This is a genomic window from Cytophagaceae bacterium ABcell3 (assembly GCA_030913385.1).
Lineage (GTDB): Bacteria > Bacteroidota > Bacteroidia > Cytophagales > Cytophagaceae > ABcell3.
In genome coordinates this window covers 3,983,548-4,000,318 of sequence record CP133159.1, presented here as the reverse complement: position 1 = coordinate 4,000,318, position 16,771 = coordinate 3,983,548, and the positions used below count along the sequence as shown (strand labels likewise).

7 protein-coding genes are annotated in these 16,771 nt (G+C 41.0%); 3 read left to right on the top strand and 4 right to left on the bottom strand.

The window, feature by feature from the left end; translation table 11 throughout:
- Positions 1-22 precede the first annotated feature (22 nt).
- Both RCC89_16185 and RCC89_16180 read right to left on the bottom strand, forming a co-directional pair.
- The gene (locus RCC89_16185; protein ID WMJ74693.1) at positions 23-1,036 is read right to left on the bottom strand and encodes a PorP/SprF family type IX secretion system membrane protein; all 1,014 of its coding nucleotides are present in this window, start codon (positions 1,034-1,036) and stop codon (positions 23-25) included.
- Positions 1,030-1,842, bottom strand: a complete 813-nt coding sequence (locus tag RCC89_16180; GenBank protein WMJ74692.1) for a hypothetical protein — start codon at positions 1,840-1,842, stop codon at positions 1,030-1,032. Before RCC89_16180 ends, RCC89_16185 begins: the two co-directional genes overlap by 7 nt.
- Positions 1,843-1,933: 91 nt before the next feature.
- Between RCC89_16180 and RCC89_16175 the strand changes: the two genes are divergently transcribed.
- Together RCC89_16175 and RCC89_16170 are read left to right on the top strand one after the other, a co-directional pair.
- Complete coding sequence (locus tag RCC89_16175) at positions 1,934-6,385, top strand: PKD domain-containing protein (GenBank protein WMJ74691.1); 4,452 nt, start codon at positions 1,934-1,936, stop codon at positions 6,383-6,385.
- A gap of 331 nt (positions 6,386-6,716) precedes the next feature.
- The gene (locus RCC89_16170; GenBank protein WMJ74690.1) at positions 6,717-7,160 is read left to right on the top strand and encodes a hypothetical protein; all 444 of its coding nucleotides are present in this window, start codon (positions 6,717-6,719) and stop codon (positions 7,158-7,160) included.
- A gap of 191 nt (positions 7,161-7,351) precedes the next feature.
- On the opposite strand, the gene pbpC is transcribed toward RCC89_16170, so the two are convergent.
- On the bottom strand, positions 7,352-9,688 hold the full coding sequence (gene pbpC, locus RCC89_16165; protein WMJ74689.1) for a penicillin-binding protein 1C: 2,337 nt from the start codon (positions 9,686-9,688) through the stop codon (positions 7,352-7,354).
- Positions 9,689-9,715: 27 nt separating this feature from the next.
- A complete protein-coding gene (locus RCC89_16160; GenBank protein ID WMJ74688.1) occupies positions 9,716-15,265 on the bottom strand; it encodes an MG2 domain-containing protein in 5,550 nt (1,849 codons plus the stop codon).
- A 214-nt stretch (positions 15,266-15,479) separates the two neighbouring features.
- Here RCC89_16160 and RCC89_16155 point away from each other — a divergent pair, with 214 nt between their 5' ends.
- Entirely contained in the window at positions 15,480-16,733 is a 1,254-nt protein-coding gene (locus RCC89_16155) for a hypothetical protein (protein WMJ74687.1), read from the top strand.
- Positions 16,734-16,771 lie beyond the last annotated feature (38 nt).

Genomic DNA, 16,771 nt, shown 5'->3' with positions numbered 1-16,771 from the left:
ATTTTCATCTTTATATGCTGAGTTAATAGCGATGGCAAGGTATCGTTTTTTTGCTTGGATAGATTCCAGGTGTTGTGTAAATAATAGAAAATTCTGCTGCCGACCTATGTCCGCTGTGTTTGCTTAGTAGGGAAACATTAATGTCGTAGCTAAAGGCAAACTGCAGCCTGCCGTAAAGAAAACCTGCGGTTCCTATTACAGCATCTCCATTGGTGTCGCTTCCTCTGAACCCACCGCCAAGGATAATGCCAGTTTCATCGTTGAGCTGGTAAAGCGCCCTTGTTCCTGCTATAAAGCTCATAGCCCTTGCGGTGTGCATGTAAAAAATATGTGGTGTTACACACAGTTTGGAGGATGTGTTTATGGCGGCTTCTGCATTAAAACTATGCTTTAAAGGCAACCGGCGGTTTAGGGAAAATATGGCATCTTCAGGTCGAATGATATTGAACACAGCATATCCTGCGCTAACTTTAGTATTGCCAAAAGTCCTTATCCAGCCTGCTCCCGCATTGAAGTCGCCTAGCATATTTCTGTACCGTTCAAAAGTTTCCCCATGGCTCCCGCTATAGTCGCCTTGGGCATAATTCCATTGGTCAGGGTATGTCTGCCCTGCAAAATCATACCTTCTCGCAGTCATGCCTCCTTGGGCGCCAAGCCGGAACAGGTTTTGGCCAACTTTTAGTTGGTAGCTGATTGAAAATAGTGCCGCATGAGTACGTAAATATGCCATGTTGGCCCGGTCATCCATAAATATAACTCCAAAACTCAGTTCATTGGAAAAGTCAGGGATCTTTTTCTCTATGGCAAACATGTTAGTCTGTATAGGGGCAGATGCTATTTGCCACCATTGGGTGCGGTTGTTTGCCGTGAACCTTAAATCACCATCATAATTTCCTGTCCATGCAGGGTTCAGGAATTGGTTGTTGGTGTAATATTGTGATAGATGAAGGTCTTGTGCCTTTACAGAGCATGTATAGATTGAAAAAATAGCCATAAGAACTGTTCCTCTGGCTAAACGTTTTAGATAGTTTACCATGCCATTGGGTTACTTAAATAGAAATTAGCCATTCTTTCATATTGTCCGTGGGAAAACCGTGGACAAGGGCAGTTATAAAAACTCATAATGTTGCTTACATCTGGGTCGTAATAATCGCCATTCTCGTCTTTGCCTTTGTAAATAAACTGACAGTTGTCTGGGTCTATATAATCGTCCATGTCTTCTCCTGTATAAGGGTCTGCCGGAGTGTCACAGACTAAGTCACCGTCGGTTTCACAGTTGCTGCCATCTACTAGCTCGTTGCCTTCAAATGTTCTATGAAGACCAAAATAGAGTCCAAACAAATGGGCCAGTACCCGACTGTCGACGCAGTCTTTTAGCATTAGAATACTTGGGTTATCTATGCTGGATATTCCCCCGCGTGTTGCTCTTCCACAAAGGCTTGAGTCTGGGTTTGCTTTGATAAAGTACATGTTGATTCGTCTATCAATATTGTATATCTGTGCCAGCTCTTCTTGTGGAAGGGTTAAGGTTAGAGGATTTTCTTGCGAGCCATTATAGTTATGGTTTTCGATGTACCGAAATTCTGCTATGTCGAAATTTGCTGCTATAGGAGCAAAAAAATCATTTACACCGTTTACTGCTTGTCGTATAGTGTTTTCAGTTATACCAGGGTTACTGTCTTGGTTAAGTACAATATGAACTATGATTTTGAATGTTTTATTAATTTGCGTTAGGGGTTTTGTCGGGTCGTCATGTGTTTTTCCATGAGATTTGAATGTTTCTGTTGAAAGTGTTGTTATTAAAACGCTTAAAATCAGGGTTTTTAATAATGATAGTTTCATTATATTAAATTTGTACAAAAAACTTTTGAGCGAAATTAAAATAATTTTGTAGTTTTACCAACGAAAAATAAAAATAATCGAAACTTTCCTGATGAAAAAGAGTATACTACTTTTTGCCATTTTTCTTACATTATCTCTTAACAGCTTTTCTCAAACAGCCGATGTTACAGAAGGGTGCGTGCCTTTATCTGTTAGTTTTACGGGCCCCGACGATCTTGAATCTTATTATTGGGAGTTTGGAGATTTGGTGACTTCTCATAATCAAAATCCCTCAACTACCTATAGTCAGGCCGGAAATTATACGGCTGTCTTGAGGGAGCGACCTGGAGGGCCTATTATAGGCACAATACCTATTACAGTGCATGCCGCCCCAGTGATTGAAATAGATGTTGATAGATATGGGTGCAGGCCGTATAATGCCAAGTTTACTGATGTGACTGATTTGGGGGACGAATGGGAGATTAGTAAATATGTGTGGGTTTTTGGTGATGGGTCTAGGATGGAAGGGGAAGACTTGGAATATGTTGAAAACCGGTATGACAGCCTGGGTAGTTATAGTGTCAGTTTGCGATATGAATTTGCAAACTCAAATTGTAATGCGCATAGGTTTTTTGAAGATATAATAGAGGTGCTTCCTCCGCCTAAAGCAGACTTTTCTACCAATCCTGCTGATCCTATAACATGCCTTGATGAAATGGAGGTGTCGTTTATTGATGAATCTGAAGGTGTAAAGCCTCTTGAATATAGTTGGGAGTTTGGAAATGGAAATACTTCTGAAGACCAATGGCCTTTGAGCCAGACTTATGGTGTAGGTCATCATACCGCAACACTTTCTGTGGCTTATTTAGAAATTGGTAGGGATAATTGTGAGTCTTCTAGCTCTACAGAAATTAGTGTAGGTAGTCCTGAGCCTGAGATTATTGCTGAGAAAGACACGATTTGCTGGGAGGATTTTGGTATGTTTCGTTCTAATTCACCAGGCAACTATCAGTGGGATTTTGGTCCCCATGGCATCTATGAAGAAGGGAATAGTTCTTCTAGTGTGGTAAAAGTAGGGTTCTCAGAACCTGGGTATCATAAGGTGTACCTTACCGTCAGTTCAGAAGATGGTGTTTGTAGTGGAATGGATAGCGCAGAGGTTTTTGTTGACAAAGTTGATGTTGAAATGAGTATTGACCCTGACTTAGTATGTGAACTTCCGGCAACTGTAAATTATGAAGTGGTGGGCGATCGTGATGATCTCTCTATCCACTGGACTTCACCTGTAGAGGTTGAAGGCAATACGCTAACACATACATTTACCCCTGAAAGGTCTGAGTCAAATTATCATCTTAAAGAACCCTTTGTTCATGTTGCAATAGCACATGCGGTCTCTGATATATCTGGATGTGCATCTGAAGTTTCTGAAGCGATTTTTGTAGCTAAGCCCGTAGCGCGTATTTTGCCAGACCAAACAGGGGGGTGTGCCCCTCTTAATGTTGAGTTTAAGGATTTAACTAATTCTTCTGACAGCAAGGATATATCCAGTCTGAATCCTGTAATACATTGGGAATGGCATTTGGGTGATGGTACTGTAGTAGAACGTGACAATGCAGAGAACTTGACTCACACCTATACTGAAGCAGGGGAATATGAGGCTTTTCTTATTGTCGAGACAGAGTATGGTTGTAAAGATACGTCTTATGCAATTTTAATTGAAGTTGGGGAGAATTTGTCTGCTGAGATAGATTTTGAGATAAGTAAAACGGAGGTTTGCCCTGGTGAAGAATTGGAGTTTACTGTGACTGGGGAAACTTCTGTTGTAGATGCTTACAGGTTCAATACTGAAGGTGATAGAGGTGTATATGGCGCTGATGATTTTTCTGTTCCCTATGCTTATTTTCATGAGGCTGGCCCACAAGATGTTATCTTGGAAGTAGAATATAATGGGTGTCATTTTGAAATTGAGAAATTAGGCGCAGTTGATGTTATTGGCGCTGTGGCCAAGATCGACTATGAATACCTGTGTAGCGATCCTTTAGATTATACATTTATTAATAAAAGCGGTAATGCTACGTCTGTTACGTGGAACTTTGGAGATGGTACAACTCAGGAAACTTCTGATACAGAGACCTTGCATAGTTATGAGTCTTCTGGCGACTATTCTGTTTTATTGACAGCAAGCAATGAAAGTGGGTGTTCGCCTACAACCGCCCGGTTGCCTGTGTTGGTAAGGCAGGTTAAATCGGTCATAGAAGCAGACAGTTTACTATGTGCTAGGGGGGTATATGAATTTGAAGGGGAAGCCTCTGTTGACCATCATGTAGAATGCCATTCAGGTTATACGTGGCAGTTTCCTACACTAGACAAGCGCCCGCACACTTCGGGCAACAGTTCGACAGAGTTCTCTTTTTCAGAGCGTGGAGAGCATATTATCCACCTTATTACTACAGACATCAATGGCTGTAAAGATACGGCAAGTGCAATGTTTAAAGTGTTCGATATGGACCTTGAGCCTCTTGCGGATGATTATGAAATATGTAATCCTACAACTGTGCAATTTACGGGTAACTCTGTAGGAGATACCACTATTGTGGGTTGGCATTGGGACTTTGGCCATCGAGGCGAAACTTCAGAAGAACAGGATCCTTCTTTTGAATATACACTTCCGCCGGTTGGTATCCAAAACTATAGAGTTGAGCTGGAGCTTGTTGACGCATTAGGTTGTACAAAGGATACCGTTTTTTCTATTGCACATTATCGTCCTACTTCAAATATTTCGTTGTCTTCGAACGGAAGGATTTGTCTTGGTGATGAAATTGATATTACCGCCTCTGATTTTACCAGCAGAGGTAGCCATCTTGAGTTTGAGTGGGATTTTGGAGATGGAACAACTGGTGAAGGGCAGACGCACACCGTACTTTATGACGATTTGGGACCTTATGATGTTACATTGAATTTCGTTGAAGTCAGTTCTGGGTGCAGCGGTTCCCGTACCCGTACAGTTCAATTGCAGGAGTATCCTGTGGCCGCCTTTTCTTTTATAGAAGATACTTTGCCAGTATTTTGCGATCCTCAGAACTTTACTGCTATTTATGAAGGACAGAGCAGTGCCCCACATGATTACTTCTGGGATAATGGTAGAGGGGTGACGCGGAGCAATGTCCCTGCTTTTACAACTACCCTTCCTAAGGGGGAGTATGATTTCTCGTTGATTGTCCGAACTTCTTTTGGGTGTGCTGATACAGCTACCCGTTCGCTTAATATTTTCAGGCCTGAAGGGGATTTTGAAATGTCGACCAATACTATTTATCCTAATACTATATGTAAGGGCGATGAGATTACTTTTACCCTTATTGATACCTCTGATATTGACAGGTATGAATGGTATTTCGGAGATGGAACGGTAGCGGAAAATGTTCCTGAGATTACCCATAGGTTCGATTTTCACCCAGAGCATGGCCAAACCGTTGCCAGGCTTACTTTATGGGGTTTTATGAGGACGGGTTTTGAAGGTTGTACCAATATTCCGGAACAGAATATTTATATACGGCAGGTTGTAGCTGGATTTGACAGGCTTGATGGCCGAGATTCCACCTTGTGTTTTAATGAAGGGCCTTATCAGTTTACTAATACTTCCTTTGGTTTTGATGATTTGACCTGGGATTTTGGAGATGGAAACTCCTCTACAGAGATGAATCCTGCGCATCAGTATGAACACCCGGGGCATTATACAGCCACATTGCATATTTCTGGCGCATTAGGATCTACGCAAACATGCGTTGATTCTATGGAGCTGGATGTGATTGTTCATGCTAACCCTGAAGTGGAAGCTTTGGGGGATACTGTCTGTCAGGGAGAGGAAGTACAACTTGAGGTGCTTAATCCTAAAGAAAGTAGCCAGTTTTTATGGTCTCCGGGCAATTATCTTGAGAATAGAAATGTGCCAGATCCTGTTTCTTCAACTATGCACTCAATGGAATATAACGTATTGGAAACAGATAGTAATGGTTGTACCGGCACTGCAGATGTAATGGCAATGGTGGTTGAACCGCTTCCGCTTTTCAACTGGGACACAACTATTGTTATGGGCGATGAAATAGCCCTTCCGGTAGAACGTCCTGATCTTTATATGTTTGACTGGAAACCTGACGAGGGTTTGAGTTGTCTCGACTGTGATTACCCTCTGGTCAGACCTTTGGAAGACATTACTTATACGCTATTGGTTACCGACTCCATGGACTGCTTTACTTCTGAATTTGATTATGACATAGAAGTAAAACCTGAAACATTTGTAAAAATGCCAACTACCTTTACGCCTAATGGTGATGGAGCAAATGATGTTGTTTATGCTAATGGTCATGGCATTAAAGAATTGCTTGAATTTTCCATATTTAACAGGTGGGGACAGCTAATTTTTCAGTCCACAGATGTTAGTCAAGGTTGGGATGGCACTTTTAAAGGTAGGGTGCAAAATACAGATGTGTATGTATATAAAATCCGTGCTTTGACATGGAAAGATGAAGTGATTCAAGAAGAAGGATATATTAACCTTGTGCATTGACAGGGTTTCTTTAAAAAAGAGAGTTTTTCGGGGCTCTCTTTTTTTTTGGCATTTTTCTTGAACAGATACCTCTGCTATTTATGTTACGTTTGAGTCATAAGAGTATCGTTGCTATAGTGCATAGCCTCTTATTAAAAATTTTGCTGTTTAGGGCAATAGAATAAGCTTCTTAGTGTTAGTGTTATTAAGGCTTGATGTTTATTCCAGTCAATGGTGTCTTTGTTAAGGGCTGAATTAGATACATGATAATGATTTCGTTTCTGTTAAATACTTAAATTTAGATAGCATTTTTTCTAAAAGCACATTTGTTCATCTTAAAATAAATTGGATTATGAAGTTTCTTTTTCTAGTATTTGGCTTATTTTTTATTCAGTCAATGGTACATGGACAAAATGTTTTTGTAAGAGATGCGAAAGTGCATGAGATAGAAGGAGGGGTGATGGCGTTTGAGATATCTGATATAACTGCCGATCAAGGATCTGGCGAGGGTATAAGGGTAAACCATGATTCAGAGGAAGACGGTGATGATTTTTCGTACAATGTTTCTTTTTTTCCTAATCCTACTAAGGGAGGCTTTCAGGTGATTTTTAATAAACCTTACCATAATGTTGACGTGGTGATGAGAAATTATGCGGGACTGGTCAAAGACGCCCGTAAGTTTTGCGAGGTTCAGAGCTTTTATATGGACATAAAAGGGGCGGCAGGTTTATATTATGTTGAGCTGATGACTGATGAAGGTGATAAGATTTTATTGAAAGTATATAAAGAAGATTAAAGGGTTTCAGGGCTGATACTCAGTTTATAGGTATAGTTCAGTTGTGCTGAAAAACTTACAAATTTTTGAACCTCAATAGTTTCTTTTGGGCTACCCCCACAAGCACACATTCTGTAGCTGCAAGCTACAGTGAGCGTAGAGTTTTTTTAACCTGATGCTAGAGCGGATACCGTTTTCAGTAAGTAAGTGCGTTAGTGGTTCAATATTTCAAAAGCTACTTCTTTTAGTTCACCATCCATATCCATTACTGTAAGGGTGTGTTTCCCCTGTGTTGGTTGAAGGGCTATCTGGTGAACTTCTTTTGTTTCTCCAACATAGGTGGCATCTAAGTACCAGAAAATTTTAGCTTCAGGGTTGGTGTGGGCAACTTCGAACACAGTTTGTCCTTTTTGCTCATCTAGCTCTACCGGAATATGGATTTTAGTGCCTGGGTTAGGATATATGATATCCATAGATTTTGTATAGGCTGTAGTTTTACAGTCTGGCCTATAAGATGGTAATATGTCGTACCATGAGTTTTTTGGTTTGTAGTAGTATTCAATGACAGGAGGCAGTACAAACCAGCTTTTTCTTTTAATGTTACTGATAGATTCACAGTCGCTGGTCACTCTGTATGTTTCTGTTTGGTCTAGAAAGACATATTGGTGGTAAGGGCATGGGGAGGTTTGATTTCCCTTAAACTGTACCCATATGGTATCTATGGTTGTGCATATGTCAGATGCTTTAAATCCACTTTCTCTGCATAGCGGAAGTTGTTGCATATCATTAAATGGTTGCTGAAACCAACGTGGCGATTTTAAGAGTTTAAAAACATCAAACATAATGGGAGCTGCTGCGTCAAGGCCTGTCAGCTTTGGTCTTCCTTCACCATCGGCATTGCCGGCCCAAACGGCAACAACATGCTGAGGTGTACACCCGATGGCCCATGCATCCCTATGCCCAAAGCTAGTACCTGTTTTCCAGGCAATTTTATAGGCAGAGGCGTATTCTTTCCATCCACTTTCCTCCTCAGGACGGTTTACTTCGTTCATGGCTTCCAACGTAAGCCATATTGAGCTTGCATTAAGTATGGTCGCTTGTTTTCTCTCCTTGTTTTTAGAAGGGGATAAGGTGTAGGTTACTGGTTGATGATCCGGGTATTTTCCATAACTGCTATGGTAATAGTTTAGGGAGTATGCCATGTTTCTGTATATGGAAGCTAAGTCCCAAAGTTTTCCTTCGGCACCACCTAGAATAATAGAAAGTCCGTAATGAGCGGCAGGTCGCTGTAGGGTGGTCATGCCAAGTGCTTTTAAATTATGGTGAAACTGTTCAATGCCATAGCTTTGCAATTGTCGTACAGCCGGTATATTAAGAGATCTTGCAATGGCTTTTCTGAAAGGGACTGCGCCATCGTAGGAGAGATAGTAGTTCTTGGGAGCATATCCTCCAATGATGGTTGGGACATCCTTTACCAATGCGTTGGGAAGCAAGTGTCCATCATTGAGGGACATGGCAAACAATAAGGGTTTTAAAATGCTCCCTGTGCTTCGCGGTGCTGTGATCAAGTCTACATGGGGAGCGCGTACGGGGTTATCGGTTCCGGTTACATTCCCGCAGTAGGCCATGGTTTTTCCTGTAGCAACATCTATGACCAAAACTGCTGCGTTATGAATTCCATTGGCTACAAGGTTGTCGTGGTGAAACCTGAGAATTTCTGAAGTCCTGTTCTGTATTTGCGCATTTAAGGAGGATTGTATTCGCATACCTTTAGAACCTTCTTTTTCAGCCCTGGCCAGTAAGTGCGGGGCTATGTCAGGCAAAGGATGGGGTGGCCCCGGTACAGGTTCAGCAGAGGCTAGTTTCCAAGTTAGCTCGTCAATTATATCCTCTTCATATAGTTTTTTGAGCAGACGGTTCCTTTTACGGGTTAGTTTTTCTTGGTTCCTTCCCGGAAAAATCAAAGAAGGGCTGTTGGGTAAAACTGCTAAAGTGGCAGCTTCTGCCCATGATAGCTTGTCAGGACTTCGCCCAAAGTATCTCCATGAAGCAGCTTCGAGCCCTACTACGTTGCCGCCAAAAGGTGCATGAGAGGCATACATTTTTAGGATTTCTTTTTTTGAACTTGTACATTCAAGCTTTATGGCCAAGAGGGTTTCATAAAACTTCCCTATAAAAGTACGTGCTGGATTTTTGCGGCTCAACCTGGCTACTTGCATGCTCAAGGTGCTGCCTCCGCGGACTATTCTTTTGTATTTGATGTTTACATATATAGCTTTGGCAATAGCTCCAAAATCTACGCCTATGTGCCGATGGAAATTTCTGTCTTCAAAGGTTAGCAGCGCCTTCTCAAACCGCTCTGGAATAGAATCTGTTTTAGGAAACCTCCATTGCCCATCTGTGGCAATTCTTGCGCCTAGAAGATGCCCTTTCTGATCTTCCATTATGGTAGAGAAGGGGGCGTCAAAGCTAATCTTAGGTAAGAGGAAAAAGGTTACTAGCAATGCTATAAGGGCAACTAATAGAACCTTCTTCTTCTTGTTTTTCATAAAGCTATAAATAACTCCTTGTAAATTTTATTCCATATTTGATTTTGCACTTGGTGCTTCTCCTTTTCTCACTACCTCGACCCATTGACCAGGCACTACAGCGTTTACGGAACCATCGTACATTGCTTCAGCCAAAGTCATTGGGAGGTAAAACCTGCCTGAATAAGAAGCGTTTAATAAGACTTTAAAGGTTTTTTCTTCTTGTTCTTTTAGGTCAAAGAAAGTGTAAACCCTGTCGTCGCGGATATCTTGATAATCCGGTACATCAGATTTCAAGCTTTCGTCGCCAAATAACCTCGCATTATGAATCTCCCAACCAGAAGGGAATATCTGCTTTAAGGCGATGTTTTTGTAATTTCCCATCCCTTTGTGTGTAACTGTTACTTCGGCAATAAAATCTGAGCCTTGTTCAATATAGGATGGGTCAATGGCTTGTCCTGATTTAGTTTTCCAGTTTATCTTCAAAGCTAAATTGTTGCTGGCAGGTTCTTCGCTTCCTGTACTAGGTGTACCTGTCAATAAAACCCTGGCAAAAAGAGGCACTGAAGAGGTGTTTTTCACAGATACTTTTCCTGAAGGGTTCTCCTCAAGTGCTATGTCTGTTTGGGCAATTTTTCTGATCGTTGAGGCATGGACATTTTTCTGCCCGGGTGCAGAAAAGACATATTTCATCTCTTTGTCCGAAGTGCTATTGGAAGCATATTTTGAAACAGCCATTAAGCAAAATGCTGTTTCTTGTGTACTCATCCATTTACTAGAGGATAAAAGTTCGGCTATGCTCTTTAGCATTTTATGAGCTTCGGTTTTCATGCCTGTCAACGTCATTGTTTCTAGTATCATTGCCCTGTCTCTTGTTGCTGAACCATAGGTGTAGCTCATTTCTTTGTAATTACTAATATTAGTAGGAGCACCTTTTAGTAGCTCTTTGGCTACATCAGGGTATCCTGCTATTTGGTAAGCACTGGCAAGTCTCCAGCGGGCCGCTGGACTTAGGTCGTTGATTTCACGCAGCCTGTTCATAGCACCCATTTCTGCATCTCCGGCAAGGGAAAGGGTATATAGACGGTAAGCTTGTAAAAGGTCTGAACGTGTAGTTGTCGACCTCCAGTTTCTGGCTTGTTTTTTCTGATAGCTTTTCCAAGCATTTATAAAGCCATGAGGAAGGGTATAGCCTTTTTTCTGTGCCTCAAGCATGAAATGGCCAGCATAAGTGGTACTCCAATCATCATACGAGGAACTGCCAGGCCAGTAGCTCAAACCGCCTTCAGGCTTTTGAAAATTCCGAATACGTTCTATCCCCATTTTTATATTCTGCTCAACCCGCTTTTTCGTTTCCTCTGGCAATTCTATCAGATCTTGTACGAATAGTTGCGGGAATACAGAAGAGGTAGTTTGCTCCACACAACCATAAGGATATTGTATAAGGTATCTCATCCGGCTTTCTAGGTTAATGGCTGGAATGCTCGATACTTCAAGTACTCCGCTATTGCTACCTTTTACTCCAAAAGAAGCAAAGTTTTGTTGCCACTCTTTTCCGGGGTCGATTACCTCTTCTAGTATCTTGGTGACTGGTTGGTTAGGGTTCCTGATTTCAATATCTATATCGTAAGTAGCTTTTTCACTTCCACAGTTTGCTGTAACTGTTATAGTGCCGTTACCTGTTTCCGCACCAGCTTTTAGGTAAAAATAGACTATTTCATCACCAGGTTTGGAAAATCTGATGGTTTTCTTTTTGTCCCCAGCGTTTGACAAAAGCTTGTTGGACTGAATCTCTACCTGCACATTTTTCATTTCAGGGGTCATAGCGAATACATTGACCGGAACCGCTACTGTCTCTTCGGGGCCTAATACACGAGGCAAGGTAGCCAGTATCATTAAAGGCTTTCTTACAGGGGTTACTCTTTCGGCTTGTCCATAAGCACCGGACTTATTTCCTGCTACCACCATTGTTTTTACAGAACCTACATACATAGGCATTTTGAAACTATGGGTACCTGTTTTGCCAGCCTCAAGAGAAAATGGTCCAAAATATTTTACAACCGGTTTAAAACGATTGGTTTTTGACTTTTCAGCCCCTTTCAGCTCTCCATCTCCTCCAATGCTTAATACTTTTTCTATTCTCTGCCCGTGTGCTCCAATTACTTGGTCATACATATCCCAGGTGTTTACCCCCAGTGCTTCTCTGGCATAAAAGTGGTTCCAAGGCTGCGGGGTTTTAAAGCGTGTAATATCAAGAAGGCCTTCATCTACAACCGCAACCGTATAGGTCATGGGTTTTCCATGCTCCTCTTTTACAGAAACACTTACCGTTTCTTCTGGTCTAAGCTCGTCTTTCATAGCTATTACCGGGTTGAGCACCGTTTCCGGATTTTCTATTTTAAGAGGAATAATGCCGTATAACCTTATAGGAAGGTCGTTTCTGGTTTGAGCATGTGGTTGCACCAGGGTTACGTTCACATAAGCAGTAGGAGACATTTCGGGTGTGGCTGTAATGGTGTATTGGTTTTTCCCGTTTTCCGTTTCAACCCAATGTGTTTCTAATACTTTTGACCCAGTTTCGATGCTGACCAATGCTCTTCCTTGGCTGTTTCCAGGGATATTGAGTACAATTTTTTCTCCAGTTTTATAGCTTTCCTTGTCAGCAGAAAAAGAAAGTATAGAAGCGCCTCCTTGAAGTTTTTCCTGAGAGCTTCCAGCCCATCCTGGCCAATCCATGTAGAAGGTAGTTCCTGTACTATGTTTGCTTTGTTTGTCTGTAGCTTTAATATAATATCTTCCCCACTCAGGGTAATTAAGCCTTAATGTAAACTTGCCTTTGCCATTATTGGTTGTTATTGTCTGTTTCTGCAAGGCCTGACGGTAACGGTTGTCTGCATAGATAGAAAGATTGTCTTCAGACCTGTCCCACCACCATCTCCAATTGATTTTATATACCTCTACTTCAATCTCTCTATTATTAAGAAGTTTTCCATCAGGGTCGAGAGAAACTATATCTACGACATGGTTGGTATCTGTGAGCAACATATTTCTTGCTTTGTCTCCTTTGGGTATCCTTATTCCTGTAAAAGCAGTGTATGGGTAATAAGGAAGTGTGAATTTGTCGATACTGTAACCGCCACCTTCTTCATGAACCCTTGTTTTGAAGCTTGCGTTTAACACGCCTGGAGCATTGCCTTCTGCTTTTATCTTTGCTTTAATAATTGCTTCACCTTTATCGTCCAGTCTGTCTTTAAAAATCTCCATTGTTTCACTATTGAAGTTTTTGGCAGGGTCATCAAAAGAAAATTCTGGATAAGCTTCAAATTTTGTTGAACCTTTGTGTAAGGTCATGCTTATGTCTGTGTTTAGTTTTTTGGCAATAGCGCCATGCAACCATTTGACATTCATTTTAGCATCAAGACTATTGCTAAGTGCGGTTATTTTCGGGGTGTCAAAGTCTAGGTTGATTTTAAGCCGGTTTGGCATGATGGTTTCAACCTTTACCTGTCGAGTGAATTTTGCACCACCTACTTTTACTGTAGCGAGCCAATTGCCGGTCGGGGCGTCATCGGCAGTTTTGGTAGAAAACTTATAAAATCCTTTAACAGGGTTTGCGTTTACCATACGGCGAACAACTTGTCCCATAGGGTTGGTGAGTTCAAATACTACAGGGTGGTTTTCTGGGATGGTGTTGAGCTTATCTTCTAAAATAAATGCTAGATGTAAGGAATCTCCTGGACGCCATACACCTCTTTCTCCATAAATAAAGCCTTTCAAGCCATTTTGAACTTTGGCCCCGGCTACATCAAAATTGGTAACAGAAAGGGATGAGGGGTGATCTAGTTTTAAATAGCCAATTTGTTTGTCTTTTTTGACAATGACCATAAACGGCCTTTTCTTTAATTCTAGAGAAGCGATACCGGCGTCATTGGTGGTTAAGGTGGTAATCAGTTGTTGTTGGAAGTCGTATGCTCCAACTTCAGCACCCGCAATAGGAACGGTGGTTTTTAGATCTGTCACAAACAACTGGAAATCCCCGGATGAGCCAATTTTCCCTATTAACCCCAAGTCGGAAGCAAAAATGTTTTGGCTTACGCTCCTGTAACCTCCATAGTATGATTTGCTGCAGGGGTTATCTCTTTCCGTATGATTGTAGCCTGGTGCATAATAGCTTTCGTATGCATCCCAGTTCGAGCTTTCTTCTATAGAGAAATCTTCGTCCTCTGATTCAATGTCGGTTAAAGTTGCTTCGTCACTATTGTCTTCGCAGCTAAACATGCTGTCTTTTTTTCCAAAGCTTAGTTTTACTTGATACACGGCACCAGGCTCTGTGTTGATAAGTGACGACAAGTCAAGGTAATACTTTTTCCATCGGCTATAATCTGAAGGGTTAGCGTTGGTGAGTGGGACTGTTTTTGTTAAAACTACCTGCCCAACCCTGTTTAGCTGGTTGTTTTGGCTTAGGTTGTTAACCTGAAGGAACTGAATGATATTGTTTTCATAGATTTTGGTAATGGTTACCCTTACCGAGCGCAAGCTTACAGCCTCAAAAGGGAAATTGAGACCTTCGGTTGAAGGGAGTATAGCTCCTTTCCCGGAGAGCTTGACCTCAGGCTTTAGACCTTGGAAGTCAATTTGGGTACTTACACTTTTCCCTAATTGCCGCCCTTGTTTGTTTTTTATGGCACTGTTGACTTCTACTGTTCTGATACCGACTTGCTTCGTTGACGGGTAAACTTTGACAATGTTATTGTCCACAACAAGCCTTGGGTTTTGAAGATTGCTAAAGGAAATGAGGCCTTTTAGGTTTTGAGTAGCATCTATAGGGTCTGAAAACTCTAGCTTTGCATATTGCTCTTCTCCTTGTATGGCTAATGCAGAAACTAGTTTAAATTCACCCAAGGCCGGAACGTCATAGTTGAGTTCACCTTTATTGTCGCTGCCTATCGCTTCACCGTCCCATCGAATCTTGACTAAGCCGGAAGTTTCTTTCCGCTTTACATCTTCAATAAAGAACTTCCTGTATTTTCTGTCGTCTTTATGTTCCCAGTTAATGGTAAGCGCTTTACCATCTTGTGAGGCAGTAAGCACTTTTTCTATATCAGCATTTGGGGCAACGTCAAAACTCACCAGTGATCCTGTAAGTCTCATACGTGTCATGTCTGTATCGTCAGACATGCTAAGTCCTTCTGCTTGTACATCCACTGCCTGACGCATGGTTTCAAAACCAAACTTGAACTTTTTCTTATCGTCAGGCATGTTCATTACTTTGCCTATGTGAAATACAACTTTAAATTTTTTCCCTGAAGGAAGAACTTCATTGGGTTGAAACTGTACAGTGTTTTTATCGGCCCAGAAAGTTGTTCCTTTGATAGAAGGGGAGAAATCAAATAGGTCTTCAGCGGTTTTTCCTAATTGAGATTCGTCATTGATTACATCTGATGTAAAATGAATGGCAATGGGAGCTTCTTTGGAAATGGTGCCTCCTGTATAGGCTGAAATCCAGGTTTTAAACTCTGAACTTAAATCTTCCTCGGCTTCACTAAAAAATGTGTTTTGACAAGAAGTAAAGCTAGCAACAGCTGCTATAGCTGCCATAGTAAGCAGTTTGGCCGCCTGTGATTTTAACAATGATAACATAAAAGTCCTGTAATATTAAATGGTAATAGTTGGTGCTTTGTATAAAAGTGTTTTTGAGGTCGATAAATATAAGTAAAATTATGTTAGGCTGATGAAATTATTGCTGTTTTTTTGTTATGGAGAATCTTTATTGTACTCTGAACTAAGACGGTTTTTATGAGTTTTAGTTTCTATGAAATTCATATTTACGCTGATTTTAACTCTTGCTTTTTTTATTTGTGAAGGACAGCCTGTGCAACTTATAGAACTCAGTTCAAATAATGCGAAAGTATCTCCAATTAAAGATGATTTACTTATTGTTGAGGGTGATAGACTTGTAAGGTTCAGTCCGGAAACAGGTACTTCTTCTGTTTTGGCAGAGGAAAGAGGTCTGTCTTTGAAAGGTGTGCTAAAGGGTAGGTATGTATATTTTTCTAGTATCTCAAAGCGCTCATTTGACCTTTATTGTTACGACAATTACAAAGGAAGTTGCTTGAAATTAAAAACTTTTCGTAGTCTGGATAATTTTGTGGCTCAAGGGGGAGATATGTTTTTTATAGCAGATGATGGAGAAGTAGGCAGAGAGCTATGGAGAAGTAGTAAAGGTAGGTATCCTCAACTTGTCGCTGATCTGATACCAGGACAAGAGGACGGTTTTGATAGAAGCAATGGTTTATTAGTTTCCAGCGATAAGCATGTTTATTTTAAGACCAAAGATAATAGGTTGTGGAAAAGTAATGGCAGGAACCGTGGGACTAAGATCTTAGCGTGTTTTAACGAATATGGCCTGAATGCGAGAATCGGAACGCTAGGAGTGTTAGGAAGTAAACTTTATTTTTCAATAGAAGGATACAATAGGAAAAATTATTTCCGGGAACTGTGGACTTCAGATGAGAAAAGCAATGGTGCAATGAAAGTGAAAACCATTGATGACTTTTCAAATATAGGTGTTATTGACTGCTATACCAAAGGACATGATGGTTATGTGTATTTTTTTCACTATTACGACTACCATTCTGAACTATGGAAAACAAATGGCACAGCAAAAGGAACAGAAAAAATTAAAACACTAGGAGAGGGGGTGCCTTTTGAACTATCTGTAGTCAATGATAAATTGGTTTTTTACACATTAACAGAAGCGTCAGTTTTTGATATTTGGGTAAGCGATGGCACGGGCCAAGGCACTACTGTGCTTCAGTCGCTTCAAAATGTTCCAAGAAGTAGCATACCTTTGGCAGTTTCAGGAGATCGTTTTTGGTATGTAGATGATGGTAAGCTATGGGAAGCAGATCCCTTTGCAAAAAATATCAATGCCCTCGATGGTAAATTTGCGGCATTTTCGGATATATCAAATATTAAAATTCTTTTTCCTCACAAGCACGAGCTATATTTTACAGGTGAAACAAGTGCCGGTAACCTGTTTTTATACGTTTATAAACCTAAATAACCGAGATAATTTTTTTGAGTGAAATTTATGAATAATTA